Annotated in this window: 23 protein-coding genes and 2 pseudogenes; 13 read left to right on the top strand and 12 right to left on the bottom strand. The window is 72.8% G+C overall.

The annotated features are described in order from the left end of the window. Nucleotides 1-5: 5 nt before the first annotated feature. Nucleotides 6-332 carry a hypothetical protein gene (locus tag Sya03_RS14465; RefSeq protein ID WP_203938804.1) on the bottom strand — a complete coding sequence of 109 codons (327 nt, stop codon included), beginning with the start codon at nt 330-332 and terminating at the stop codon, nt 6-8. A 189-nt stretch (nt 333-521) separates the two neighbouring features. On the opposite strand from Sya03_RS14465, the gene lpdA reads away from it, so the two are divergent. From lpdA to Sya03_RS14480, 3 genes are all read left to right on the top strand, one after another. Further along, on the top strand, nt 522-1,910 hold the full coding sequence (gene lpdA, locus Sya03_RS14470) for a dihydrolipoyl dehydrogenase (protein ID WP_203938805.1): 1,389 nt from the start codon (nt 522-524) through the stop codon (nt 1,908-1,910). A gap of 41 nt (nt 1,911-1,951) precedes the next feature. Then, nucleotides 1,952-3,814, top strand: a complete 1,863-nt coding sequence (gene sucB / locus Sya03_RS14475; protein WP_203938806.1) for a 2-oxoglutarate dehydrogenase, E2 component, dihydrolipoamide succinyltransferase — start codon at nt 1,952-1,954, stop codon at nt 3,812-3,814. 92 nt (nt 3,815-3,906) lie between these two features. Then, a complete protein-coding gene (locus tag Sya03_RS14480) occupies nt 3,907-4,806 on the top strand; it encodes a TIGR01777 family oxidoreductase (protein WP_203938807.1) in 900 nt (299 codons plus the stop codon). 19 nt (nt 4,807-4,825) lie between these two features. Here the strand turns inward: Sya03_RS14480 and Sya03_RS14485 are convergent, their stop codons facing one another. Further along, nucleotides 4,826-5,209, bottom strand: a complete 384-nt coding sequence (locus tag Sya03_RS14485; protein ID WP_203938808.1) for an SCO5389 family protein — start codon at nt 5,207-5,209, stop codon at nt 4,826-4,828. Nucleotides 5,210-5,213: 4 nt separating this feature from the next. Next, complete coding sequence (locus Sya03_RS14490) at nt 5,214-6,161, bottom strand: ATP-binding protein (RefSeq protein ID WP_203938809.1); 948 nt, start codon at nt 6,159-6,161, stop codon at nt 5,214-5,216. A gap of 198 nt (nt 6,162-6,359) precedes the next feature. Between Sya03_RS14490 and Sya03_RS14495 the strand changes: the two genes are divergently transcribed. After that, the gene (locus Sya03_RS14495; RefSeq protein WP_370872153.1) at nt 6,360-8,099 is read left to right on the top strand and encodes a DUF6311 domain-containing protein; all 1,740 of its coding nucleotides are present in this window, start codon (nt 6,360-6,362) and stop codon (nt 8,097-8,099) included. Between the two features lie 41 nt (nt 8,100-8,140). Further along, nucleotides 8,141-8,779, top strand: a complete 639-nt coding sequence (gene lipB, locus Sya03_RS14500; protein WP_203938811.1) for a lipoyl(octanoyl) transferase LipB — start codon at nt 8,141-8,143, stop codon at nt 8,777-8,779. A gap of 4 nt (nt 8,780-8,783) precedes the next feature. On the opposite strand, the gene aspS is transcribed toward lipB, so the two are convergent. Beyond that, complete coding sequence (aspS, locus tag Sya03_RS14505) at nt 8,784-10,001, bottom strand: aspartate--tRNA(Asn) ligase (protein WP_203938812.1); 1,218 nt, start codon at nt 9,999-10,001, stop codon at nt 8,784-8,786. Between the two features lie 345 nt (nt 10,002-10,346). On the opposite strand from aspS, the gene lipA reads away from it, so the two are divergent. Beyond that, entirely contained in the window at nt 10,347-11,282 is a 936-nt protein-coding gene (gene lipA, locus Sya03_RS14510) for a lipoyl synthase (RefSeq protein WP_370872152.1), read from the top strand. A 3-nt stretch (nt 11,283-11,285) separates the two neighbouring features. Here the strand turns inward: lipA and Sya03_RS14515 are convergent, their stop codons facing one another. Genes Sya03_RS14515 through Sya03_RS14525 form a run of 3 tightly spaced genes read right to left on the bottom strand, consistent with a single transcriptional unit; the run spans nt 11,286 to nt 14,909 of the window. Next, nucleotides 11,286-11,828, bottom strand: a complete 543-nt coding sequence (locus tag Sya03_RS14515) for a DM13 domain-containing protein (RefSeq protein WP_203938814.1) — start codon at nt 11,826-11,828, stop codon at nt 11,286-11,288. A gap of 58 nt (nt 11,829-11,886) precedes the next feature. Continuing rightward, a complete protein-coding gene (locus Sya03_RS31555) occupies nt 11,887-14,700 on the bottom strand; it encodes an ATP-binding protein (protein WP_275411448.1) in 2,814 nt (937 codons plus the stop codon). A gap of 32 nt (nt 14,701-14,732) precedes the next feature. Then, nucleotides 14,733-14,909 (bottom strand): hypothetical protein, encoded by a 177-nt coding sequence (locus Sya03_RS14525; RefSeq protein ID WP_203938816.1) that lies wholly within the window; start codon nt 14,907-14,909, stop codon nt 14,733-14,735. 174 nt (nt 14,910-15,083) lie between these two features. Here Sya03_RS14525 and Sya03_RS14530 point away from each other — a divergent pair, with 174 nt between their 5' ends. Both Sya03_RS14530 and Sya03_RS14535 read left to right on the top strand, forming a co-directional pair. Next, nucleotides 15,084-15,773 (top strand): DUF4191 domain-containing protein, encoded by a 690-nt coding sequence (locus Sya03_RS14530; protein ID WP_203938817.1) that lies wholly within the window; start codon nt 15,084-15,086, stop codon nt 15,771-15,773. 64 nt (nt 15,774-15,837) lie between these two features. Then, complete coding sequence (locus tag Sya03_RS14535) at nt 15,838-16,677, top strand: hypothetical protein (protein ID WP_203938818.1); 840 nt, start codon at nt 15,838-15,840, stop codon at nt 16,675-16,677. Here Sya03_RS14535 and Sya03_RS14540 read toward each other — a convergent pair. Further along, nucleotides 16,640-17,071 carry an RDD family protein gene (locus tag Sya03_RS14540; RefSeq protein WP_203938819.1) on the bottom strand — a complete coding sequence of 144 codons (432 nt, stop codon included), beginning with the start codon at nt 17,069-17,071 and terminating at the stop codon, nt 16,640-16,642. The two genes, Sya03_RS14535 and Sya03_RS14540, sit on opposite strands and share 38 nt — an antisense overlap. 195 nt (nt 17,072-17,266) lie before the next feature. Between Sya03_RS14540 and glnA the strand changes: the two genes are divergently transcribed. Further along, entirely contained in the window at nt 17,267-18,691 is a 1,425-nt protein-coding gene (gene glnA, locus Sya03_RS14545; protein WP_203938820.1) for a type I glutamate--ammonia ligase, read from the top strand. An 81-nt stretch (nt 18,692-18,772) separates the two neighbouring features. On the opposite strand, the gene Sya03_RS31560 is transcribed toward glnA, so the two are convergent. The 3 genes from Sya03_RS31560 to Sya03_RS14555 are packed head-to-tail and all read right to left on the bottom strand — an operon-like array spanning nt 18,773 to nt 20,198. After that, on the bottom strand, nt 18,773-19,075 hold the full coding sequence (locus Sya03_RS31560) for a tyrosine-type recombinase/integrase (protein ID WP_275411449.1): 303 nt from the start codon (nt 19,073-19,075) through the stop codon (nt 18,773-18,775). Then, nucleotides 19,072-19,977, bottom strand: a complete 906-nt coding sequence (locus Sya03_RS31565; RefSeq protein ID WP_275411450.1) for a tyrosine-type recombinase/integrase — start codon at nt 19,975-19,977, stop codon at nt 19,072-19,074. The genes Sya03_RS31560 and Sya03_RS31565 overlap by 4 nt, the downstream gene beginning before the upstream one ends. A gap of 2 nt (nt 19,978-19,979) precedes the next feature. Further along, a complete protein-coding gene (locus Sya03_RS14555) occupies nt 19,980-20,198 on the bottom strand; it encodes a helix-turn-helix domain-containing protein (RefSeq protein ID WP_203938827.1) in 219 nt (72 codons plus the stop codon). Nucleotides 20,199-20,220: 22 nt separating this feature from the next. Here Sya03_RS14555 and Sya03_RS14565 point away from each other — a divergent pair. Both Sya03_RS14565 and Sya03_RS14570 read left to right on the top strand, forming a co-directional pair. Next, nucleotides 20,221-21,178: pseudogene (locus Sya03_RS14565) on the top strand (IS3 family transposase). Nucleotides 21,179-21,461: 283 nt separating this feature from the next. After that, the gene (locus Sya03_RS14570; protein WP_203938828.1) at nt 21,462-21,635 is read left to right on the top strand and encodes a CsbD family protein; all 174 of its coding nucleotides are present in this window, start codon (nt 21,462-21,464) and stop codon (nt 21,633-21,635) included. Between the two features lie 149 nt (nt 21,636-21,784). Here the strand turns inward: Sya03_RS14570 and Sya03_RS14575 are convergent, their stop codons facing one another. Continuing rightward, nucleotides 21,785-22,876: an AI-2E family transporter gene (locus Sya03_RS14575; protein WP_203938823.1), complete on the bottom strand. Its 1,092-nt coding sequence runs from the start codon at nt 22,874-22,876 to the stop codon at nt 21,785-21,787. Between the two features lie 166 nt (nt 22,877-23,042). On the opposite strand from Sya03_RS14575, the pseudogene Sya03_RS14580 reads away from it, so the two are divergent. Continuing rightward, a pseudogene (locus tag Sya03_RS14580) lies at nt 23,043-24,082 on the top strand (sodium:calcium antiporter). A gap of 156 nt (nt 24,083-24,238) precedes the next feature. Continuing rightward, on the top strand, nt 24,239-24,473 hold a 235-nt coding region (locus Sya03_RS14585), incomplete at its 3' end, for a GlsB/YeaQ/YmgE family stress response membrane protein (RefSeq protein WP_203938824.1).

The raw sequence follows: 24,473 nt of genomic DNA on the forward strand, positions 1-24,473 counted from the left end.
CCGGCTCAGACCGAGTCGGGGCGGCGCTTGCGCCGTTCGTTGTAGTCGCGCATCCGCTGCGGGTAGCCCATCAGGCGCACGTCGTACACCGGGATGGCGAGCTTGTGGGCGAAGCGGCGGGCGCTCTCCTCGGAGTCGACGCGCCGGCGGGTCCACTCGCCGTCGTGGGCGATGAGCAGCACGGTCGTCTCGGTGACGGTGGTCTTCGGCTCGATGAACGCCTCGACGCCACGCCGGGACCGGACAAACTCCGCGAGATGCTCGATGTCGGCACGATTCGCCGGGCGGCCACCCGGACCGGATGCGGCTTTGCGCCGTCGGAACCACGCCACCGGGCGTCTCCCCCTCCCACCGTCACGCTCGACTGCGGCAAGGGTACGCGGCGCCGCTGTGCTGATCTCGTGTCGTTGGGCACCTCGGTGCGCCAAGGGGTTCCACAAGTGACAAGATGGCCGGGACAGCTGTGTGACCGTTTCCGCGGTGCAACCCACCCGGAGGCGAACGCGACCCGGGAGTGTGTTGTGAGCCAGCCGGACGGCGGAACCTTCGACGTAGTCATCCTCGGCGCCGGCAGCGGTGGTTACGCCGCGGCCCTGCGCGCCGCGCAGCTGGACCTGTCGGTGGCGCTGATCGACAAGGCCGAGCTCGGCGGCACCTGCCTGCACCGCGGGTGCATCCCCACCAAGGCGCTGCTGCACGCCGCCGAGGTGGCGGACCAGACCCGCGAGAGCGAGCAGTTCGGCGTCAAGGCCGACCTGGTCGGCATCGACATGGCCGGCGTCAACGCCTACAAGGACGGCGTCGTCGCCCGGCTGTACAAGGGCCTGCAGGGCCTGCTCAAGCAGCCGAAGATCACCGTGGTGCAGGGCGCCGGCAAGCTGGTCGCCAAGGACGCCGTCGAGGTCGACGGCAAGCGCTACGTGGGCCGCAACGTCGTGCTGGCCTCCGGCTCCTACTCGCGCAGCCTGCCCGGCCTCGAGGTCGACGGCAAGCGGGTCATCACCAGCGATCACGCGCTCAAGCTCGACCACGTGCCGAGCAGCGCGATCGTGCTGGGCGGCGGCGTCATCGGCTGCGAGTTCGCCAGCGTGTGGCGCTCGTTCGGCGCCGACGTGACGATCCTGGAGGCGCTGCCCCGGCTCGTCGCGGCCGAGGACGAGGAGATCTCGAAGGCCGTCGAGCGGGCGTTCCGCAAGCGGAAGATCAACTTCAAGGTCGGCAAGCCGTTCGAGAAGGTCGAGCTGACCGACAACGGCGTGCGCGCCACCATCCAGGGCGGCGAGACCGTCGAGGCCGAGATCCTGCTGGTCGCCGTCGGCCGCGGCCCGACGACCAAGGACCTGGGCTACGAGGAGCAGGGCGTCACGCTCGACCGCGGCTTCGTCATCACCAACGAGCGCCTGCACACCGGCGTCGGCAACATCTACGCCGTCGGCGACATCGTGCCCGGCCTGCAGCTGGCCCACCGCGGCTTCCAGCAGGGCATCTTCGTCGCCGAGGAGATCGCCGGGCTCAACCCCGCGGTCATCGACGAGGCGGGCATCCCCCGGGTCACCTACTCCGACCCCGAGGTGGCCTCCGTCGGCCTCACCGAGGCGAAGGCCAAGGAGCAGTACGGCGCCGACAAGGTCTCGACGTACAACTACAACCTCGGCGGCAACGGCAAGTCGCAGATCCTCAAGACCGCCGGCTTCATCAAGCTGGTGCGGGTCGAGGACGGCCCGGTCGTCGGCGTCCACATGGTCGGCGCCCGCGTCGGCGAGCTCATCGGCGAGGCCCAGCTGATCTACAACTGGGAGGCCTACCCCGCCGAGGTCGCCCAGCTCGTGCACGCGCACCCGACGCAGAACGAGGCCCTCGGCGAGGCCCACCTGGCCCTGGCCGGCAAGCCGCTGCACGCGCACGCCTGATCGCTTCCACCGTTCACTCGGCAACGAAGGAGTTCGAAGACATGCCGGTATCGGTCACCATGCCGCGGCTCGGTGAGAGTGTCACCGAGGGCACCGTCACCCGCTGGCTCAAGCAGGAGGGCGAGCGGGTCGAGGCGGACGAGCCGCTGCTGGAGGTGTCGACCGACAAGGTCGACACCGAGATCCCGTCGCCGGCCGCCGGCGTGCTGTCGCGCATCGTCGTGGGCGAGGACGAGACGGCCGAGGTCGGCAGCGAGCTCGCGGTGATCGCCGGCGAGGGCGAGGACGCGGGTTCCGCGCCCGCCCCGGAGCAGAAGCAGCAGGAGTCGCAGCCCGAGCCCGAGTCGCAGCCCGAGCCCGAGCCGCCCGCGCCCACCCAGCCGTCGACCGAGAAGCCGGTCGAGGAGGAGCAGCCCGCGCCGCAGGCCGCCCAGCAGTCCTCCGGCGGGTCCGCCGAGGGCACCGCGGTGAAGATGCCGGCGCTCGGCGAGAGCGTCACCGAGGGCACCGTCACCCGCTGGCTCAAGCAGGTCGGCGACTCGATCGAGGTCGACGAGCCGCTGCTCGAGGTGTCCACCGACAAGGTCGACACCGAGATCCCGTCGCCGGTGGCCGGCACCGTCCTCGAGATCAAGGTCCAGGAGGACGAGACGGCGGACGTCGGCGCCGAGCTGGCGATCATCGGCTCGGCCGACGCGGCCCCGGCCGCGGCGCCCGCCCCGGAGCAGCCGAAGCCGCAGGCCGAGGCCCCGAAGCAGGAGGCCCCGAAGCAGGAGGAGGCGCCCAAGGTCGAGTCGGCGCCGGCTCCCGCCCCGCGCCAGGCCACCGAGCTGGGCGAGTCGTACGCCGGCCCGGCCCCCGAGGTCGAGCAGGGCAGGCCCGCCCCGGCGGAGCCGCCGGCGCCCGCGGCGGCGCCCGCGCCCGAGGCCGTGCAGCAGAACGGCGGCGCCGACGACGCCGGCTACGTGACGCCGCTGGTGCGCAAGCTCGCCGCCGACAAGGGCGTCGACCTGTCGTCGGTCACCGGCACCGGTGTCGGCGGCCGCATCCGCAAGCAGGACGTGCTGGAGGCCGCCGAGAAGGCCGCCGCGGCGAAGGCCGCCCCGGCCCCGGCGGCGGCGTCCGCGGCGTCCGAGGCGGCGCCCGCCGCCAAGCCGAAGCCGGCCCCGAGCCCGCTGCGCGGCCGCACGGAGAAGCTGACCCGCATCCGCGCCACGATCGCCCGGCGCATGGTCGAGTCGCTGCAGGTCTCCGCGCAGCTCACCACGGTCGTCGAGGTCGACGTCACCCGCATCTCCCGGCTGCGCAACGAGGCCAAGGCGGCGTTCGTGGCCAAGCACGGCGTGAAGCTGTCCTTCCTGCCGTTCTTCGCCCTGGCCGCGGTCGAGGCGCTGCGCGAGCACCCGGTGGTCAACTCCTCGATCGACCAGGAGGCCGGCACCGTCACGTACCACGACGGCGAGCACCTGGGCATCGCGGTGGACACCCCCAAGGGCCTGGTCGTGCCGGTCATCAAGGACGCGGGCGACCTCAACCTGGCGGGCCTGGCCAAGCGGATCGCCGACGTGGCGGAGCGCACCCGCAGCAACAAGATCAGCCCGGACGAGCTGTCGGGCGGCACGTTCACGCTGACCAACACCGGCAGCCGCGGCGCGCTGTTCGACACGCCGATCATCAACCAGCCGCAGGTCGGCATCCTCGGCACCGGCTCGGTGGTCAAGCGCGCCGTGGTCGTGGACGACCCGAACCTGGGCGAGCTGATCCTGCCGCGCTCGATGGTCTACCTGGCCCTGTCGTACGACCACCGGATCGTTGACGGCGCCGACGCGGCCCGCTTCCTGGTCACCATCAAGGAGCGGCTCGAGGGCGGTCACTTCGAGGGCGAGCTGGGCCTCAGCGCGTGAATCGACGCGCGTGACGCGGTTGTGACGAAGGCGCCCGGCTCCGGCCGGGCGCCTTTCGCATGCCGGCCCGCGTGGCGGGGAATGATGGGGGCATGCGGATCATCGTGGCCGGCGCGTCCGGCTTCCTCGGCATCCCCCTGGTCGAGCGGCTGCGGGCCGAGGGCCACGAGGTGACGCGCCTCGTGCGCCGCAAGCCGGCCGCCCCCGACGAGCTGGGCTGGAACCCGGCGGCGGGCCACCTGGACCCGGCGCGGGTGCAGGGCGCGGACGCGGTCGTCAACATCGGCGGCGCCGGCGTGGGCGACAAGCGCTGGACGCCCGGCTACAAGGACGAGATCCGCACCAGCCGGGTCGAGCCGACCACGCTGCTGGCCACGACGATCGCGCAGTTGCCGCCGGAGCAGCGCCCGCGGGTGTTCCTGCAGGGCTCGGCGGTCGGCTGGTACGGCGACACGGGCGACACCCCGGTCGAGGAGGACGCGCCCGCGGGCGCCGGCTTCCTCGCCGACGTGTGCCGGGTGTGGGAGGCGGCGGTGCGCCCGGCGGAGGACGCGGGGGTGCGGGTGGCGCTGCTGCGCACCGGCCTGCCGCTGGACGCCAAGGGCGGCCTGCTCAAGCCGCAGCTGTTGCCGTTCAAGCTGGGCGTGGGCGGCAAGCTGGGCAGCGGCCGGCAGTGGGTGCCGTGGATCTCGCTGGAGGACTGGGTGTCCGCGGTGGTGTTCGTGCTGGAGCGCGACGACATCCACGGCCCGGTGAACCTGGTCGGCCCGGAGCCGGTGCGCAACGCCCGGTTCACCGAGGCGTTCGCGGGGCGGCTGCACCGCCCGGCGATCATGCCGATCCCGGGCGTGGGGCTGCGGGTGCTGCTGGGCGAGTTCGCGGGCGAGGCCCTGCGCAGCCAGCGGGTGCGCCCGGGCGTGCTGAGCCGGGCCGGGTTCACGTGGCGGCACACGACGGTCGAGGAGGCGCTGGGGGCGGCCCTGGCGGGCTGAGCCACCCCCGGTCCCCGCGTCAGCAGTCGCGCAGCTCCGGCGACTGGTTGAGCAGCTGGTTGCGCGGCGAGACGAACCGCCGGTAGGTGTCGCCGCCGACCTCGGACAGCGGGAACGCGGCCACCCGGTGGCAGTTCTGGAAGGCGAGCTTCACGCCGAAGTGCCGCTCCAGGCCGCCGCGGATGGCGTCGCTGGCCAGCGCCCGCAGCAGCTGGCCGCGCTCGGCCTCGGTGGGCGGGGGCTCGGCGTGGTCCGCGAACGGCGCGGCGACCCGCCCGGCCACGTCGGAGACGACCTGCCAGGCGTACGGCAGGGAGCGGCGCACGCAGTCGACGAACTCGGCGTCGCCGACGTCGCCGGCCTCGGCCTTGGCGAGCAGTGCGGTGGGGACGTCCAGGGACATGGGTCTACCTTCCGGTGAGCGTGAACTCTGGGTCGATCTGGCGGGTCAGGTCCTCGCCGGCCTTGGCGCTGGCCCAGGCGGCGGCGTTGCGGCGGTGGAACTCGGCGGCCTGGTCGAGGTAGCGCCGCCAGTCCTTGACGGCGGCGTCGGCGGCGCCGCGCAGCACCTCCAGGGCGGCCCGGTTGGCCGGCTCCAGCGCGCCGAGCGGCTGGGCGCCGCTGCGCTCGCCCGCCCGGACCCAGCCGGAGCGGCCGAGGCAGGTGAGCAGGTCGGCGCCGACGTGCTCGCGCAGGAACGCCTCGTCGGCGGAGTTCTCGACCTTGTTGCCGACGACGTGCACGGCGACGCCGTGGTCGCGGGCGTAGCCGACGTACTGGCGGTAGACGCCGACGCTGCGCCGGGTGGGCTCGCAGACCAGGAACGTGGCGTCGAACCGGGTGAACAGGCCGGACGCGAACGAGTCGGCGCCGGCGGTCATGTCGACGACGACGTACTCGCCGGGGCCGTCGACGAGGTGGTTGAGCAGCAGCTCGACGGCGCCGACCTTGGAGTGGTAGCAGGCGACGCCCAGGTCGGACGTGGCGAACGGGCCGGTGACGGCGAGCCGGACGCCGCCGACGGTGCGCACGAGCCGGTCGTACAGCGGGTTGGGCGTGGTGACGCCGACCAGCCGGGAGCCGCGGCCCGGCGGCGTGGTCTTGACCATGGCGGCGGCGGAGCCGATGCGCGGGTTGTCGCCGCGCAGGTACTCCTTGATCTCGCTCAGGTGGTCGCCGAGGGCGGGCAGGAGCACGGCCTCGTCCTCGGTGGCGCCGAGCGCGGCGGCGAGGTGCTGGTTGATGTCGGCGTCGACGGCCAGCAGCGGCGCGCCGTCCGCGGCCAGGTGGCGGGCGAAGAGGGCGGCGAGCGTGGTCTTGCCGCTGCCGCCCTTCCCGACGAAGGCGATTTTCATGGTGCAATTGGTAGTCATTTTCAATAGCTGGGTCAAGCCACGGCGTGTCGCCGCCGCCGTGGGCGACCACCGCCCGCGCTTGGTAGCCTGCCGCCCGTGACCGCAGTCGCCCCCGCCGAAGCGCAGCCGAGCGAACCGGCGGCCGTCGACCGCCCCGCCACCCGGCCGTGGCGGCGCCGCCTGCCCGTCGACGCCGCGATGGCGCTGGGCTCGCTCGCCCTCGCCCTGTGGATCACCCACGACATCTGGGCCGACCCGGTCAACCACACCATCGGCAACAACTCCGGCGACCACGCCTTCTTCGAGTGGCTGCTCGGCTACGGCAGCTGGGTCGTCACCCACGGCGCCGACCCGTTCTACGCCGACGTGCTCAACAACCCGCTCGGCGTCAACCTGGCCGTCAACACGTCGATCACCGTGTACGCGCTCGCGTTCGCCCCGATCACCATGGCGTTCGGGCCGTCGGTGTCGTTCGTCGCGATCCTCACGCTCAACCTCGCCTGCGGCGCGTTCGCCTGGTACTGGCTGCTCACCCGGCACATCGCCGTGCACCCCGCCGCGGCCGTGCTGGCCGGGCTGTTCGGCGGTTTCGCGCCCGGCTACATCTCGCACGCCAACGGCCACCTCAACTGGAGCGCCGCCTGGGTCGCGCCCGTCCTGCTGTGCCGGGTCCTCACCCTGCGCACGCCCGGCCGGTGGCTGCGCAACGGCCTGATCCTCGGCGTGCTGGTCGCGATCGCGTTCTCCGTCGCCGCCGAGGGGCTGTTCTTCACCGCGCTCGCCTGCGGGGTGTTCCTCGGCACCTGGGCGCTGCACCCGGCCGGCCGGGCCGAGGCCCGCGCCGCCCTGCCCACCCTGCTCGCCGCGCTCGGCGTCGCCGCCGTCACGGCCGCGGCGCTGCTGGCGTACCCGCTGTGGCTGCACTTCGCCGGGCCGCAGTCGTTCAAGGGCACCGGGTTCCGGCAGTCCGTGCACGCCGAGGACCTGCTCGCCTACGTCGCCTGGCCCGCCCGGTCGCTCGCCGGGGCGTTCGGCATGGCCGGCGACTTCGCCCCCAACCCGACCGAGGAGACGTCGTTCTTCGGCCTGCCGCTCGTGCTGGTCGTCATCGGCGCGCTGGTGCTGCTGCGCCGCGGCGCGACGCCCGGCCGCCGGGCCACGCTGACCGCCCTGGCCGTCACCGCCGGGCTGTTCACGCTGCTGTCGTTCGGCCCCCGGGTCAAGCTCGGCAACGAGGTCACCGACATCCCGCTGCCGTACGCGCTGCTCGGCAAGGTCCCGCTGTTCGACGCCGCCCTGCCGGCCCGGCTCGCGCTCGTCGTCACCGGCGTCGTCACCGTCGTGCTGGGACTGCTCGCCCACCGGCTCATCGCCGACCCGCCGAAGGCCTGGGCCCGGGTGGCCGGCGCGGCCGCCCTCGTGCTCGCGCTGCTGCCGATCGCGCCCATCCCCCTGCTGTACGCCCAGCGCGCGCCCGTCCCGCAGTTCATCACCGAGGGCACGTGGCGCCGGTACGTCGCCGACGGCACCGCCCTCGCCCCGCTGCCGCTGACCTCCGACGACTTCCCCGACGGCCAGCGCTGGCAGGCCATCGCGCTCGCCGACGCCGGCCGCCGGGAGGCCTTCCACCTGCCCGCGGGCTACTTCCTCGGCCCCGGCGGGCGCGACGAGAAGGGCCGCATCGGCGCGCCCGAGCGGCCGACGACCGTCGTGTTCGGCCGGGCCGCCAAGACCGGCCGGGTGCCGGCCATCACCAACGGGCACCGGGCCAACGCCCGCGCCGACCTGGCGTACTGGAACGTCAGCACGGTGATCCTCGCCGACCAGGTCAGCGGCGCGTTCTACCCGGTGAACCACGGCGCCGTCTTCGAGACCGCCACCCTGCTCTGGGGACCGCCTACCCGGGTGCAGGACGTGTGGCTCTGGAACGTGGCGTGACGCACTCCGCCACCACCGGTGAGCGGAGCTAGGCTGGCGGCGTGACCAGTGGCATCTCGGCGATCAGCGTCATCCGGCCCGGGCTGATCGACTACCGCGAGGCGTGGGACGCCCAGAAGCGCCTGCACGCGGCCGTCGTGGCCGGCGAGCAGCCCGACTCCGTCCTGCTGCTCGAACACCCCGGCGTCTACACCGCCGGCAAGCGCACCGAGCCGTGGGACCGCCCCACCGACGGCACCCCCGTCGTCGACGTCGACCGCGGCGGCAAGATCACCTGGCACGGTCCCGGCCAGCTCGTCGGCTACCCCATCGTCCGGCTCACCGAGCCCGTCGACGTGGTGGCGTTCGTGCGCCGCACCGAAGACCTGCTGATGGCGGTGTGCGCCGAGGTCGGTGTCGAGACCGAGCGCATCGAGGGCCGCAGCGGCGCCTGGGTCCGCGCCGATCACCGCGGCCCCGACCGCAAGGTCGCCGCCCTGGGCATCCGCGTCGCCCGCGGCGTCACCATGCACGGCTTCGCCATCAACGCCGACTGCGACCTGAGCGCGTTCGACCGCATCGTGCCGTGCGGGCTGCGCGACGCGGGTGTCACCTCGCTGACCGCCGAGCGCGGCCGCCGGGTGACGGTCGACGAGCTGATGCCGATCGTCGAGCGTCACCTGGCGACCCTGCTCGACTGACGCCCTACGGGGTCAGCCGGGTGCGGTCGCGCGGGAACGCCGCCGCCTCCCGCACGTTACCCAGCCCCAGCAGCCGGGCCACGAACCGCTCCAGGCCGATCGCGAACCCGCCGTGCGGCGGCATCCCGAACCGGAACGCGTCCAGGTACGCGGCGTACGGCTCCGGCGACTCGCCCCGCGCGGCCAGCGCCGCCAGGTAGTCGGCGTGCCGGTGCAGCCGCTGCCCGCCGGTGACCAGCTCCACCCCGCGGAACAGCAGGTCGAAGCTGTTCGAGTACCCGGGGCGCGCCGGGTCGGGGTGGGTGTAGAACGGCCGCTTGCGCATGGGATAGCCGGTGACGAAGACGAAGTCGCCGCCCGCCCACCGGGCCACCGCCCGCTCGTGCGCCGGCGCCAGGTCGGGCTCGTCGTCCGGCGCGCCCGCGATCCGCAGCGCCTCGGTGAAGTGCACCACCGGGATCTCCGCGGGCACCTCCGGACCGCCGACGGCCGCGGTCATCGCCGCCACGACGTCGCGCAGCACCGCCATCACGTCGGTGTGGTCGCGAACGAACCCCAGCTCGGCGTCGAGGGACGTGTACTGCGCCAGGTGCCGGCCGGTGTCGTGCGGCTCGGCGCGGAACACCGGGCCCACCTCGTACACCCGCTCCAGCGCGCCGACCAGCGTCTGCTTGTAGAACTGCGGCGACTGGGCCAGGTAGGCGGGGGTGCCGAAGTAGTCGAGCGCGAACACGTTGGCCCCGGACTCGGTGGCCGAGCCGACGATCTTCGGCGTGAGGACCTCGGTGAACCCGCGGGCGTCCAGCGCCGCCCGGAACGCGGCCGTCGCGGCCGCAGCCGTGCGCAGCGCTGCGGCGCGCCCGGCGTGCCGCAGCGCCAGCGCCGCCAGGTCGAGCTGGGTCGGCAGGGTCGCCGTCAGGGCCGGGCGGTGCACGTCGAACGGCAGCGGCGCGGCGGGCTCGCCGAGCGGGCGTACCGACGCGTCGTGCAGCTCGGCCCCGGCGGGCGCCGCCGGGTTCGCGACGACCGTGCCCTCGACGGCGACCGCCGTCTGCTCGGGCAGGCCCGCGGCCGGGCCGACGACGACCTGGGCCAGCCCGGCCCGGTCCCGCACGATCAGGAACGCGACGCGCTTCAGCGCCCGCACCCGGTGGACGTGGCCCTCGACGAGGACCTTCTCCCCCACGTGGGCGGGCAGGTCGGTGGACAGGATGCGTTGCACGGTGGGTACCTCCTCGAACAATCGCAACGCGATCCCCAGGAGGGTGTGGGCGAGCGGGAAACCTCGCGGTGCCACCACACCTTCGCGCCCGGCACGGGCGCCTCATTGGTGTTGCCGCGGCTCGGGAGTGTCTTCGCGCCCCGGCGCTCGGGCCACCCTCACAGCTGCCGGTGGCTCTCTCGGCCGGCGGATCGGGGCGCTACTCGGTTCCGTCATCGCCGCAGGCCCGACCGTAGCGCGGCCGCCGTGGCCGTGTCGCGGCGATTTGCACCGTGACCGCCGTCACGCCGCCACGCACGTGAGCCGCGTCGCCTGGACTGCCCGTCCCGTTCGCCCGGGCGTAACCTGGCAGATGTGACGATCGCTCCGGAAGGCCGCCGCCTGCTGCGCATCGAGGCGCGCAACGCAGAGGTCCCCATCGAACGCAAGCCGCCGTGGATCAAGGTCAAGGCGAAGATGGGGCCGGAGTACACGCAGCTCAGGGGCCTGGTGTCCCGCGAGGGCCTGCACACCGTGTGCCAGGAGGCGGGCTGTCCCAACATCTACGAGTGCTGGGAGGACCGCGAGGCCACGTTCCTCATCGGCGGCGACCAGTGCACGCGGCGCTGCGACTTCTGCCAGATCGACACGGGCAAGCCCGCCGAGTTCGACGCCGACGAGCCCCGCCGGGTCGGCGAGTCCGTCGCCACCATGGGCCTGAAGTACGCCACCGTCACCGGCGTGGCCCGCGACGACCTGCCCGACGGCGGCGCCTGGCTGTACGCGGAGACCGTCCGGCAGATCCACAAGCTCCAGCCGGGCTGCGGCGTCGAGCTGCTCATCCCCGACTTCAACGCCGACGCCGACCAGCTCGCCGAGGTGTTCGGCGCGGCGCCCGAGGTGCTCGCGCACAACGTCGAGACGGTGCCGCGCATCTTCAAGCGCATCCGCCCCGGCTTCCGCTACGAGCGCTCGCTGAGCGTGCTGACGCAGGCCCGCGCGGCCGGCCTGGTCACCAAGAGCAACCTGATCCTGGGCATGGGCGAGGAGCGCGCCGAGATCTCCGTGGCGCTGCGCGACCTGCACGAGGCCGGCTGCGAGCTGATCACGATCACGCAGTACCTGCGACCGACGCCGCGGCACCACCCGGTCGAGCGCTGGGTGAAGCCGGAGGAGTTCGTCGAGCTGAAGGAGGAGGCCGAGCAGATCGGCTTCGCCGGCGTGATGAGCGGGCCGCTGGTGCGCTCGTCGTACCGGGCCGGCCGGCTCTACCAGCAGGCCCTGGCCGCCCGCGCCGCCTGACGCTCAGGCCGCGGACAGCGGCGCGGCGCCGAACGACACCGCGAACCGCTTGCACCAGATCGACACGCTGGTCAGGCCCGTGACGTCGACCGACGCGGGCACGTCGTAGGCCTGGTTGCCGCGGTTGCCGCGCAGCCTGTCCAGCTCCACCCAGCGCCCGTCGTCGAACACGTCCCAGCCGGGCCGCCCCGGCAGCACGGGCTGGTCGGTGAGCCACACCCGCAGGTCGGGGCCGTCGGACGTGTCGAGGTCGCGCAGCAGCAGCTGGTGCCGGCCGTCGGCGAGGCGCACCAGCTCGGCCCGGCCGCTGGTCTCGTGCTCGTGCGACACGAACGCCCCGCCGCCGAGCAGCCGGACGGCCGGCGCCGCACTGGCCGGCGTACTGGCCGGGGTACTCGCCGGAACGCTGATCTCGGGCAGCGCCTCCTGCACCTCGCGGTTCGTCACCAGCCGCCACGGCTGGAACAGGTACAGGCCGGCGCCGGCGGCAAGGACCGCGACGAGGGCGAGGACGGACAGCAGGCGCAGCTTCGTCGATCGGGACATGGCGCCCACCGTAGGACGCGGACGGCCGCCGCGGCGGCTGGTGGATCTTTCGGTCCCCTTACGACCCGTCGGCGAGCAGCCCGAGGCGGCGGGCCACGGCGGCGGCCTCAACCCGGTTCGCCACCTCCAGCTTGGCGATGATGCGCGACACGTGCACGCTGGCCGTCTTCGGCGAGATGAACAGCCGCTCGGCGATCCGGCCGTTGCTGTGCCCCTCGGCGACCAGCCGCAGCACCTCGCGCTCGCGGGCGGTCAGCAGCTCGTCGGCGGCGGCGCGCGGGCGCAGGCCCAGCCGCCGGCCGAGGGTGGCGGCCCGGTCGAGCAGCGGCGCCGCCGCCAGGCCGCCCGCCAGCTCCGCCGCCTCCTGCAGCGCGGCCGCCGCGCCCGGCCGGTCGCCGTGCGCCGCGCAGGACTCCGCCAGCGACACCAGCGCCGCCGCGAGCGGGTGCACCTGGCCGTCGGCGCGCCACGCCGCGACGGCGGCCCGCCAGGCGTCCGGCCCGGCGTCGCCCAGGGCCGCCGCGACCTGCGCCGCCCAGGCGTGCTCGGCCGGGTACCGGTGCGGCGTCGCCGCCGCGACGGCGCCCAGCGCCTGCCGGGTGGCCGGGTCGGCCGCGCCGGCGGCGGCCACCGCGAGCAGCGGCCACGCGTAGCGCGGGCGCACCGCCAGCGCCGCCGGGTTGGCCAGCGCCGCCTCGGCGGGCAGCCGGCCCGCCAGGATCTGCAGCTCCGTCTGGGTCAGCCAGTCCTCCGGCCGCACGTACGGCCGGGCCAGGAACGCCGCGCCCCGGGCGAGCAGGGCGTCCGCGCCCTCGGCGCCGCGCTCCAGCCGCAGCCGGGCGCGCAGCCGCAGCCACGGCAGCGCCAGCGTGCCGGGCGGGTCGAACCGGGCCGCCTCGGCGCACAGGGCGTCGGCCTCGTCCCAGCGGCCCAGCGCCATCAGCGCCTCCGCCCGGTTCGCCAGCAGGAACACCCCGGTCGTCCGGGAGACGCCCACCCGGTGCGCGTGCGGCAGCCCCTCGGCGGCCGCCTCGGCCGACTCGGCGTACCGGCCCAGGCTGAACAGCAGGTCGGACACGTTCACCAGGGCGTGCGCCAGGCTGGGCAGGTTGCCCGCGGCGCGGGCCCGGTCGGCGGCGGCGCGGGTGCGCTCCAGGGCCTCCTGCGCCGGGATGCGGTCGTCGCAGACCAGGCTGAACGTGATCGTCGCCGTCACCTCGAGCGCCACGTCGCCGAGCACCGCCGCGCCGGCCATCGCCTCCTGCGCGATGCGCCCGCCGCCGTCGGGGTCGGCGGCCGCGATCGTCGCGGCGACGTCCGCGAGCAACGCCACCTGCTCGGCGGAGCGCGGCGCGCCTGACAGCAGCCGGTACGCCTCCCGCGCCTCCGCCACCCCGTCACTCTTGGCGGCGTTGCGCAGCAGCTTCGCCCGGCGCACCAGCAGCCGGGCGGCGCGCAGCGGCTCCGCCGCGGCGTCCAGGTCGGCCAGCGCCACCCGGGTCAGGCGCAGCGCCCGCTGGTGGTCGCCCGCCTCGATCGCGGCCAGCGCCGTCTCCTCCAGCAGGTCGACGTGGCCGACGCCGAGCAGCTCGGCGGCGTCGGGCACCTGCTCCCACAGCTCCAGCACCCGCTCCAGCAGGCCGAACTGCTCCGCGTACGCGTACCGCTCGGCGGCGGCCGCGGCGGCCCGGCGGGCGGCCGTGAGGGCGCGCGGGCGGTCGTGCGCGGCGTGCCAGTGGTGCGCCACCTCGGCCGGGGCCCGGCCCATCGGCACCAGGTCGGGTTCGGCCTCGATCGCGGCGGCGTACCGGCCGTGCAGCCGGGCGTGCTCGCCGGGCAGCAGGTCGGAGTGCACCGCCTCGCGGACCAGGGCGTGCCGGAACTCGTACCCCCCGTCGGGATCGGCCACGACGAGCTGGGCGGCGACCGCGGCGCGCAACGCCCCCTCCAGCTCCGGCTCGGGCACCCCGGCGACGCGCACCAGCAGCTCGTGGCCGAACCGGGAGCCGCCGACGGCGGCGACCCGCAGCACCCGCTGCGCCTCCTCCGGCAGCCGGTCGACGTGGCTCAGCAGCAGGTCGCGCAGCGTCTGCGGGATGTCGCCGCAGCCGTCCGGGTCGCCCGCGACCAGCTCCTCGACGAAGAACGGGTTGCCCTGGGCGCGCTCGTGGATGGTGTCGACGACGCGCGGCTCCGGCTCGGCGCCGAGCAGGTGCCCGACCATCTCGGCGGTGCCGTCGCGGTCCAGCCGGTCCAGCTCGCGCCGCTCGACGCCGCGCACCCGGTCGAGCTCGGCGAGGAACGGCCGCAGCGGGTGCCCGCGGTGCAGCTCGTCGGTGCGGTAGGTCGCCAGCAGCAGCACCCGCGGCATCCGGGCCGAGCGCACCAGGAACCCGATCAGGTCGCGCGTCGACCGGTCCGCCCAGTGCAGGTCCTCGACGAGCAGCACCAGCGGTCGGCGCTCGGCCAGCCGCTGGAACAGCCCGGCCGTGAGGTCGAACAGGTGCCCGCGGTGCACGTCGGCGGCGTCGGCCGGGCCCAGCTCGGGCAGCAGCCGGGCGAAGTGCCGCTCCTGGCCGCCGAACGCCTCGGGGCCGTCGGCGCGCAGCAGCTCGCGCAGCGCGGCCGCGAACGGCGCGAACGGCAGGCCCTCCTCACCCAGCTCCAGGCACTGCCCGGTGAGCACGCGCGCGCCGTCGGCGGCGGCCAGCCGGGCGAACTCCTCGACCAGGCGGGTCTTGCCGACGCCGGCCTCGCCGCCGACCAGCGCGGCGGCCGGCTCGGCGCTGCGGGCCCGCTTCAGCGCGTCCCGCAGCGCCGCGAGGTCGGCATCCCGGCCGACCAGCACGGCGCTGCTGGCGTGGGCGGTCACACCCCGAAGCATGCCACCCGGGACAAGCGGATTCACGCGGCGAGCCGGGCCCGCCGCAGCGCGCCCCAGAGGCGTTGCCGGCGGCGCGCGTGCCGGCGTCCGGTCGCGCGCACCGCGCGGGCGAGGCCGTCGGCGGCGGCCTGCGCGCGCAGCTGCGCGGCGCGGTCGTGGTGCAGGTCGAGCAGGGTACGGGCGTCGGTGGTGAGCATGTCGGGCTCCTTCGTTCTCGGCTGACCCCGACGTTCCTCGCGCAGGCGGCGCCGCCGCATGGGGCCCGCGCCGCATCTGTGGCCCCCGGCGCCGCCTTACCCGGCCCTCCCGGCGCCGTAAGGTACTCAGCCCGGCCTGCAGGTGGCTGGGGATCGACCACTAGACTCGCGGTCATGGCGAAGCCCGAGGAGAAGGTGTCGTTCGGCACGCGGCTCAAGCAGATCGGCATGGTGTTCCGCTTCACCGCGAAGCAGGACAAATACTTCGTGCCGCTCGCGATCGGCGCCGTGCTGATCCCGCTGGCACTCACCGTGCTCGCCGTCATGCTGTGGGGCTGGGTGTGGCTCGCCGTCGGCATCATGCTGACGCTGCTCGCCGTCCTCATCGTGCTCAACCTGCGGTCCAACGCCGCGATGATGAACGCCGCCGAGGGCCAGCCCGGGGCCGCCACCCAGATCGTGGAGAACATGCGCGGCGACTGGCGCGTGCGCCCCGCCGTCGCCTCCACCACGCAGTACGACATGGTGCACCTGGTCATCGGCCGCCCCGGCGTCATCCTGCTCGCCGAGGGCCACCCGTCGCGCGTCCGCGGCCTCGTCGGCCAGGAGAAGCGCCGGCTCGCCAAGGTCATCGGCAACGCCCCGCTGTACGACTACACGATCGGCACCGGCGAGGACGAGCTGTCCATCCGCAAGCTGCGCATGACGCTGCTCAAGCTGCCGCGCAACATGACCGGCAAGGACGTCAACGCGCTCGACAAGCGGCTCGGCGCGCTGCTGGCCCGCCCGCAGATGCCCAAGGGCGCCATCCCGAAGAACATGCGCCCGTCGCGCGGCAACTTCCGGCAGTCCCGCCCGCGCTGACCGCCCCCACGGCGCGAGCGAACTCCGATAGCCTCTCCCCCGCGATCTCACGGGGGAGGCACGGATGCCGAGGTTGATCGCGGCCGCGCTGGCGGCCGCCTGCGTGCTGGCCACGGCGGGCTGCAGCGACAGCGAGATCGTCTCGACCGACCTGTCGGGCCAGTGGGACACCCTGGCCGCGGCGGGCACCGTCTCCGTCTCATTCACCGGCGAGCTGCGCGAGGGCACGTCCACCACCCGCGACGCCGGCCTGTGGATCGGCTCCGGCGTCGTGCGGCTCGCCGACGACCCGGTGGCCGACCTCACCTACGACCGGGTCGAGGCGACCGGCTCCGGCGGCCGCAGCGACCCGGCCATCCCGCTGCGCGAGCTGCGCATCGGCGACGACCACTGGTTCAGCTCCGAGCGCTGGCGCACCGGCGACGGGCGGCCGTGGGTGCACCGGGAGTCGCCGTACCCGGCGCCGGTGGGCATGACCGCCGACCCGATGCTCGGCATCGTCGACGTCGCGCTCTGGGTGCGCCTGCTGCGCGACGTCGGCGCCCAGGACACCGCCGACTCGCGCACCGAGGGCCTGACCGACCACCCCGGCGCCGAACGCGAGTACCGCGTGGTCTGCCACCCGTCCAGCTGCCTCGGCCCGTACGACACCGGACTGGACCGGGCGTTCCCCGTCGTCAGCGAGCAGGTCATGCGGGTCTGGGTGGGCGCCGACGGGCGGCTGCGCCGGCTCGAGGTGGACCTGGCGCTGATGAACGACGACACCGGCTCCGGCACGCTCGGCCGGTACTACACGGCGAAGGCGGCGTTCGACGTGACCGCCGTCGGCGCCCCGCTGGCCGTGACACCACCGCCCGCGGACCAGATCAGCGAGAGCCCGCTGCCTCCGCGGACGCCGGCCTGACCAGCAGCACGATCGAGCCGGCGACCCGGTCGTGCAGGCCGCGGCGCAGCCCGTCCATGATCAGCGTCGGGACGACCAGCACCAGCAGCGCGGCCCGCAGCAGCCCGCGCAGCAGCCCGATGGCGCCGCCGTCCGCGAAGGACACGCAGCGCAGCCGCGTCACGTACATGCCCGGCGTCTGTCCGAACAGGCCGACGAAGAGGGTGTTCGCCACCAGCAGCACCGCCACCGGCGGCCAGCCGCTGGTGCGCGGGTCCGCGAAGAACGCCGACACCAGGACGCAGAGCAGCCAGTCGGCGAGCAGCGCCCCGAAGCGGCGGCCCAGCGGCGCGGGCTCGTGACCGGCCAGCCACGCTGGCGCGCCGGCGGCGGGTGGACCTGCGGTTTCGGCCATGCGGCGAGCCTATCGGGGGCGGCGAAACGGCCCGCACGGCGGCACCCGCGGCGGTAAGGTCCGACAGGATCGGAGGCGCCAGGTCACGCATCGCGAGCGACGTAACACGGCGGAAACAATAGAGACACGCCGGAGCAACCGCCCGCCCCTAGCGTCGCCCACGGACCGGAAACGAGTGACGTGCCAGGAGGTCGTGTGTTCGCCAACCCCGAGGAGCTGCTGCGGTACCTCAGAGATGAGGACGTGAAGTTCGTCGACGTTCGATTCTGTGACCTGCCCGGCGTGATGCAGCACTTCAACATGCCGGTCGAGTCGTTCGACGACAGTGTCATCACCGATGGTCTCGCCTTCGACGGCTCGTCGATCCGCGGCTTCCAGGCCATCCACGAGTCCGACATGATGCTGCTGCCCGACGTGGCGACGGCCTTCATCGACCCGTTCCGCGCGCAGAAGACCCTCGCGCTGAACTTCTTCATCCACGACCCGTTCACGCGCGAGGCCTACTCCCGCGACCCGCGGAACGTGGCGAAGAAGGCCGAGGCGTACCTCGCGGCCAGCGGCATCGCCGACACCGCCTACTTCGGCGCCGAGGCGGAGTTCTACATCTTCGACTCGATCCGTCACGAGACGTCGGCGCACCAGGCCTTCTACTACATCGACTCGATCGAGGGCGCCTGGAACACCGGCCGCGTCGAAGAGGGCGGCAACCGCGGCTACAAGACCGCCTACAAGGGCGGCTACTTCCCGGTGGCCCCGGTCGACCACTACTCCGACCTGCGCGACTCGATGGTGCGCCGCCTCATCGACGCCGGCTTCACCGTGGAGCGCTCGCACCACGAGGTCGGCACCGCGGGCCAGGCCGAGATCAACTACAAGTTCTCGACCCTGCTGCACGCCGGCGACCAGCTCCAGCAGTTCAAGTACCTCATCAAGAACACCGCGTGGGAGCACGGCAAGACCGCCACGTTCATGCCGAAGCCCCTGTTCGGCGACAACGGCTCCGGCATGCACACCCACCAGTCGCTGTGGCTGAACGGCGAGCCGCTGTTCTACGACGAGACCGGCTACGCCGGCCTGTCCGACACGGCCCGCTGGTACATCGGCGGCCTGCTGCACCACGCCCCGTCGTTGCTGGCGTTCACCAACCCGACCGTCAACTCGTACCGGCGCCTCGTGCCCGGCTTCGAGGCCCCGGTCAACCTGGTCTACTCGCAGCGCAACCGCTCCGCCTGCACCCGCATCCCGGTCACGGGCAGCAACCCCAAGGCGAAGCGCGTCGAGTTCCGCGTCCCGGACCCGTCGTCGAACCCGTACCTGGCATTCTCGGCGATGATGATGGCCGGCCTCGACGGCATCAAGAACAAGATCGAGCCGCCGGCCCCGATCGACAAGGACCTCTACGACCTGCCGCCGGAGGAGTGGGGCAGCGTCAAGCAGGTCCCGGGCTCCCTCCCGGCCGTGCTGGACTCCCTCGAGGCCGACCACGAGTTCCTCACCGCCGGTGGCGTCTTCACCGACGACCTGATCGAGACGTGGATCGACTGGAAGCGCACGAACGAGGTCGACCCGGTCCGGCTCCGCCCGACCCCGCACGAGTTCGCGATGTACTACGACTGCTGACATCTTCCGAGGCTCTGACCAGCGGAAACACCTGCTGATCTAGCGCTCGGCCCAAATGCGGCCCAAGTCGCTTGACGGCGGTCATGCCCGGCTCCAGCCTGGCGTGGCCGCCGTTTCGCGTGCCCCGAGCGCGGCGTCGACGAGCGAGCGGGTGCGGTCTAGGACGTCCGGCCACTCGTGCACGTAGGTGTTCAGGGTGACCGTCGGGGTGCTGTGCCCGAGCGCGAGCTGAACCGTCTTGACCGACGCTCCGCCGTGGATAAGCACCGTCGCGTAGTAGTGGCGCAGGCCGTGGATGCCCCACCGCTGCGGAAGCCCTACCGAGGTCCGGGCCTTCGACCACGTGCGCGAGAACTCCGAGGCGTTCACCGGGCGGCCGGTCACTCCCGGAACAGGAGCGCCGCGTCCCGCCGGATCGGCCGACGAGGATCCGTGTCGTCGTCGACCTCCACGGTGCCGATACCGCCGTCGAGGTGCTCACGCAGTGACTCCGCTGCGACGTCGGACAGCTCCACCGTTCGCACGCTCGTCCGGGTCTTGACCGGGCCGAGGAAGGGCTGCCGCCCTTTCAGCACCTTGAGCTGACGGCGGACATGCAGCTCCCGGGCGTCGAAGTCAATGTCGTCGACCTCCAACCCCAGGATCTCCTCCAGCCGCAGACCACACCCGGCCGCGAGGTACACGGTCGCCGCCAACCGATCCGGCAGCGTCGCGGCCAGCCCGTGCACCTGCTCCGCTGCGGGGATGAAGCGCGAACCCCGGACGATCGACGGCAGGCGCACCCGGTCGTCACAGGGCGACGCCGAGATCATCCGATCCCGGACCGCGAGGGCGAACATCCCGCCGAGGTAGGCGTACACCACCCGAAGGGTCGTCGGCGCCAGGACGCCCGACCGGTCCCGCACCCATCCCTGGATGTGGCTCGGCCGGACGTCCTTGATCCGGTGACGCCCCAGGACGGGCACTACGTGGAGCCGAACGGCGTGCTCCACCCGGATCGCCGTGCTGTCGATGTGCAGTTGCGCATTGCGCCACAGCTCCGCCAGCTCGGCCACCGTGATCCGCCCCGCCCGGTCGTCGACGTACTGACCCCGGCTCAGGTCGGCGTGAATGTTCGCGTCGAAACGGTCATCGTCAGCCTTGCGATCGAACAGCCGTTCGCGGGCGTGCCCGTGGTTGTCGATCCAGCGGACCCGCCAGCGCTTCCCGCGGCCGTGGCGCTCGGACGGCACACGGGCGCCGTCCGCCGAGCGCTTCGCGAGGTACCACCAATCATCGACGGCCACGACTACGCCGCCTGTTCGGTCAGCCAAGTCCGCACGGCGACCGGGTCGTACCTCAAATGCCGGCCGACCTTCGCGGCCGGCGGTCCGATGCGGCGGTGCCGCCACTGGTAAAGCGTGCCTACAGGCACGCCGAGGAAGGCGGAGACGTCCTCCACCGTCCAGAGCCGGTCAGCCGCGGCTTGAAGTGACCCCCTGAGGCCGGACACCTTCTGACTTGGCATCCTGCCGAGGAGGAGGATCCGCATGGCACCACCGAGTAAGTACCCCGAAGAGTTCCGGCGCCAGGCCGTGGCATTGGTGCTCGACTCCGGCCGTCCGATCCGCGACGTGGCCAAGGAGCTGTGCGTCAACCACGAGACGCTGCGCAACTGGGTCGCCAAGGCCAAGCAGGACCGAGCCGGCGCGGCCGGCGGTGGACCGCAGGCGTTGAGCGGCGATGAGCGGCGATGAGCGTGCCGAGCTGACCCGGCTGCGACGGCAGGTCGCGCAGCTGCAGCTGGAGAAGTTGACCGCCGAACTGCACGAACGCGGCCACCGCTGGAACCGCAAGACGGTCGCCCGCCTGATGCGTCTGGCCGGCATCGAAGGCGCCCACCGGCGCCGGCGCGGCAAACCGCGATGCGGCAGGGCGTCGACCGCGACGGCGCCGGACCTGGTGCAGCGCCGGTTCACCGCCACCGCCCCGGACCGGCTCTGGGTCGCCGACATCTCGTATCTGCGCACCTGGGAAGGATTCCTCTACCTCGCCGTGGTCGTCGACGCATTCAGCCGCCGGGTGGTCGGCTGGGCGATGGCCGACCACCTACGCACCGAACTGATCCTCGACGCCGTCGGCATGGCCCTCCAGGCCCGCCGCCCGGCCCGCGACCAGCTCATCCACCACTCGGACCGCGGCACCCAGTACACGTCGTTCGAGTTCGGCCGCACCCTGCGCTCCTGCGGCGTCCTCGCCTCGATGGGCTCGGTCGCGGACTGTTTCGACAACGCTCTGGCCGAAACGTTCTTCGCCACCCTGAAGACCGAACTGGTCTACACCCGATCTTGGCCCACCCGCCACGAACTCGAAATGGAGGTCTTCTCCTACATCGAGGGCTTCTACAACCCTCGCCGCCGACACAGCCGCCTAGGTAACCTCAGCCCCGCCACCTACGAAACCCGCCACCACGAGACCGTGACAGACATCAAGGTGTCCGGCCGATAGGGTCACTTCAATGACGACGGACGCCGCTGACCTGTCGGCGCGTTCCTTCGTCGTCCCGGAGAGCTCCATCGGTGGCCCAGTCCCCGGGTGGCTGGGCCCGCCGTTAGCAGGTCCGTCGGGCTGTCTGCCGCCGGAGCCGTTCAGTGGCCTGCGCGACGCCGACCATGCCGGCATCCGATTGAATCGGTACGCAGCCGACCGCCGGCCGGTGGTTGCATCGTCTGGTACCGGGTAGGCAACTGTCGTGACCGGCTCGACGCGCACGACGGAAGCGAGGTTTGTCATGGGTATCGACGACAAGTTCGACAACAAGTCAGAAGAGCTCGGCGGTAAGGCCAAGGAAGGCATTGGCAAGGCCACCGACGACGAGCAGCTCGAGGCCGAAGGCAAGACCGACCAGAGCAAGTCCAACGTCAAGCAGGCCGGCGAGAAGATCAAGGACGCCTTCAAGTCCTGACCGTCCCCGCCGCTCTGGCCGGAGCCCGGCCCGAACGGGCCGCGACAGTGATAGTCGCGGCCCGTTCCGCTGCACTTCACCGTAGCGAGGGAACAGCAAGGACAGGCAGGTCTACCGGTCGCCGGAGTCCTGCGGATGCTCGAATCGGTTCAGTCCGCCCTGTCCGGGGCAGCGGTTGCTTCTCGGCCGGCGGCTGAAGGCGGCTCCTCGGATGAGGGCTCATCGCCTGTGTCTGTGTCGTCGTCATCGGCGCTGCTGTCGGTGTCGGTGAGGACGGAGACGACACGGTACGCGACAGCGGTGAGCGGCACCGCCACCACGGCGCCGGCCACTCCGGCGAGGACGGTGCCGGCCGCCACGGCGACCAGGATCACGGCGGGATGCAGCCGTACGGCGTGGCCCATGACGAAGGGCTGCAGCAGGTTGCCTTCCACCTGCTGCACGATCAGGATCGCTGCCAGAATGATGAGGGCGTCGGTGGGGCCGTTCGCTACCAGCGCCACGAGGACCGCCGCCGCACCGGCCACGGTGGCCCCGACGATAGGGATGAACGCGGCGAGGAAGGTCAGCAGGGCGAGAGGCAGGGCGAGAGGAACGCCCACGAGCAGCAACGCGACCCCGACACCGACCGCGTCCGCCACGGCGATGAGTACGGTGCCGCGTACGTAGCCGACCAGAGTGTGCCAGCCGCCATGCGCGGCGTCGTCGGCTTTGCGGCGTTGCCGCGGGGGGATCCGCCGCAGCACCCAGGCCCACATGGCTTCGCCGTCTTTGAGAATGAAGAAGAGCAGGACCACGGCGAGCGCCGCCGCGCCGACGACCTGGGTGGCCATGGAGACCCCGCCCGCAGGGCCGGGGACCACGTCTAGAGCCGCGTCGCGCGCCTGGGGCCACAGCCGGTCCAGCTGGTCGCCGGTGACCGGTAGAGGGCCTTCGGCGACCCATCGCCGCACCCGCGCGATGCCCTCCCGCAAACTTCGCCCGAGATTGTCGAACTGGCCGGCAGCCTGCTGCCCGACCAAGAACAGGGGCAGGATCAATGCGGCGAGCAGGCCCACGACGGCTGCCAGCGCGGCCGCGGCACGCGGAAAGCGCAGCCGCACGAGGATGTTGACACCCGGGATCAGCAGCGCTGCCAGCAGCAGCGCGGCCACCACGGCCAGTGTCACCGGCGCGAGCAGCACCAGTAGCCAGCCGACTGCCAGTACCGTGGCGGCGATGAGCAGGACACTGCCGCACACCGCCCCGGCGTGCAGCAGGGCGGCGCGAAGCTGCCGGCGACTCCCGGACGTGCGGTCTGGTGTGGTAGGCACCCGAATCAGCTACCCCCCGCGTACGGAGTTAGCCGCACCGGCCGACACGAACCGACAGGGTTGATGGCACGTCGAGCGGGTAACCGGCAGGCCCATGCCTGACCTGTTTGCCACGCCGTGGTCCCTGGGGACCAGTGTGGCGGTGTTCGTCACCGCCGGAATCTTGACCGTCGTAGCGAGCATTCGCCTGGTGGGCCTTGGTGACACACTCGCCGATCGCACCGGGTGGGGCGAGGCGTTGTTCGGGGCGGTGTTTTTCGGGCTCGCCACGTCGCTGTCCGGCATTGTCATGACTGCAGTCACCGCCGCCGCGGAGCAGCCACAACTGGCCTACAGCAACGCCGTCGGCGGCATCGCCGCCCAGACCACCGCTCTGGTGGTAGCCGACGCCTTCTACCGCAGGGCAAATCTGGAACACGCCTCCGCGTCGCTGTCGAACCTCCTGTTCGGCTGTCTGCTGATCGCCCTGCTCGCGCTGGCGTTGCTGGCCACCTACACCCCGGACGTCACCGTCGGCGGGATTCACCCCGTGTCTTTGGTGATGGTGGTCTGTTACCTCGGCGGGATCAGCCTGGTGCGCCGCTCGGACGCCACCCCCATGTGGAATGCGGTCGACACCAGCGAAACCCGCACCGACGTCCCGCAACAGCAGGATCCGCTCGAGCGGCACTCCACGCGGGTGTTGGGGTGCAGTTCGCCGGAATCGGTGTCACGGTCGCCGCGGCCGGCTGGGCGGTGGGTACCGCCGCTGAGGGCATCGTCGAAGCCACCGGACTGCGTGCAGGATTCGTCGGCGGTGTGCTGATGGGCTTGGTCAACGCCCTTCCGAAAACGGTCACCGCTGTCGCGGCCGTCCGTCGCGGCGCGCTGACCCTTGCGGTGGCGGCGATCCTCGGCGGCAACAGCCTGGACGCACTGAACCTGGTCATCGGAGACGCCGCTTTCGGCGCCGGGTCGCTGTATCACGCCGCCGGTGCCGACGAACTGTTCGTCACCGCGGCCGGTCTGTTCATGACCGCCGTGGTCCTGTCCGGGATGCTGGTGCGCCAGTCCCGTGGTTGGGGCCGGCTCGGGTTCGAGGGGGCGCTGCTGCTCGGCAGCTACGCCGCCATCGTCGCCGTCCTGGCCACCTGAGCGACACCGTCCCTGCAACTGCCGGCTGGGGGCGGGCGTCGATCCATGACAGTCCCATGACAGTTCGGCCGTTAAGCGACCTGCGACGTTTGGCGCCCCGGCGCAAAGAGCATGAGGTCACCGACAACGAACTTGAATAGACGAGGAGCAGGCAGCGTGGAAATCTCCGGCATCATCACCGCCCTCATCATCGGTCTGATCATCGGCGCACTGGGCCGGCTCGTCGTCCCGGGCAAGCAGAACATCCCGATCTGGCTGACCCTGGTCATCGGCGTGGTCGCCGCGTTCCTCGGCACCTTGCTCGCCGCTGCCATCGGGGTCGCCGAGACCCCCGGCATCGACTGGATCGAACTGGCCCTGCAGATCGGCCTGGCCGCGGCCGGCGTCGCCA

It is taken from the genome of Spirilliplanes yamanashiensis, assembly GCF_016863475.1.
Classification (GTDB): domain Bacteria; phylum Actinomycetota; class Actinomycetes; order Mycobacteriales; family Micromonosporaceae; genus Spirilliplanes; species Spirilliplanes yamanashiensis.

Excerpts from the sequence above, each read along its gene's own strand:
- sucB (WP_203938806.1), top strand. The coding sequence starts at position 1,952 with ATGCCGGTATCGGTCACCATGCCGCGGCTCGGTGAGAGTGTCACCGAG.
- Sya03_RS14525 (WP_203938816.1), bottom strand. The coding sequence starts at position 14,909 with ATGCTCACCACCGACGCCCGTACCCTGCTCGACCTGCACCACGACCGC.
- Sya03_RS14535 (WP_203938818.1), top strand. The coding sequence starts at position 15,838 with ATGCCGAGGTTGATCGCGGCCGCGCTGGCGGCCGCCTGCGTGCTGGCC.
- Sya03_RS14495 (WP_370872153.1), top strand. The coding sequence starts at position 6,360 with ATGGCGCTGGGCTCGCTCGCCCTCGCCCTGTGGATCACCCACGACATC.
- Sya03_RS14555 (WP_203938827.1), bottom strand. The coding sequence starts at position 20,198 with ATGCCAAGTCAGAAGGTGTCCGGCCTCAGGGGGTCACTTCAAGCCGCG.
- Sya03_RS14540 (WP_203938819.1), bottom strand. The coding sequence starts at position 17,071 with ATGGCCGAAACCGCAGGTCCACCCGCCGCCGGCGCGCCAGCGTGGCTG.
- Sya03_RS14485 (WP_203938808.1), bottom strand. The coding sequence starts at position 5,209 with ATGTCCCTGGACGTCCCCACCGCACTGCTCGCCAAGGCCGAGGCCGGC.
- Sya03_RS14530 (WP_203938817.1), top strand. The coding sequence starts at position 15,084 with ATGGCGAAGCCCGAGGAGAAGGTGTCGTTCGGCACGCGGCTCAAGCAG.
- Sya03_RS14515 (WP_203938814.1), bottom strand. The coding sequence starts at position 11,828 with ATGTCCCGATCGACGAAGCTGCGCCTGCTGTCCGTCCTCGCCCTCGTC.
- Sya03_RS14490 (WP_203938809.1), bottom strand. The coding sequence starts at position 6,161 with ATGAAAATCGCCTTCGTCGGGAAGGGCGGCAGCGGCAAGACCACGCTC.
- Sya03_RS14480 (WP_203938807.1), top strand. The coding sequence starts at position 3,907 with ATGCGGATCATCGTGGCCGGCGCGTCCGGCTTCCTCGGCATCCCCCTG.
- Sya03_RS14570 (WP_203938828.1), top strand. The coding sequence starts at position 21,462 with ATGGGTATCGACGACAAGTTCGACAACAAGTCAGAAGAGCTCGGCGGT.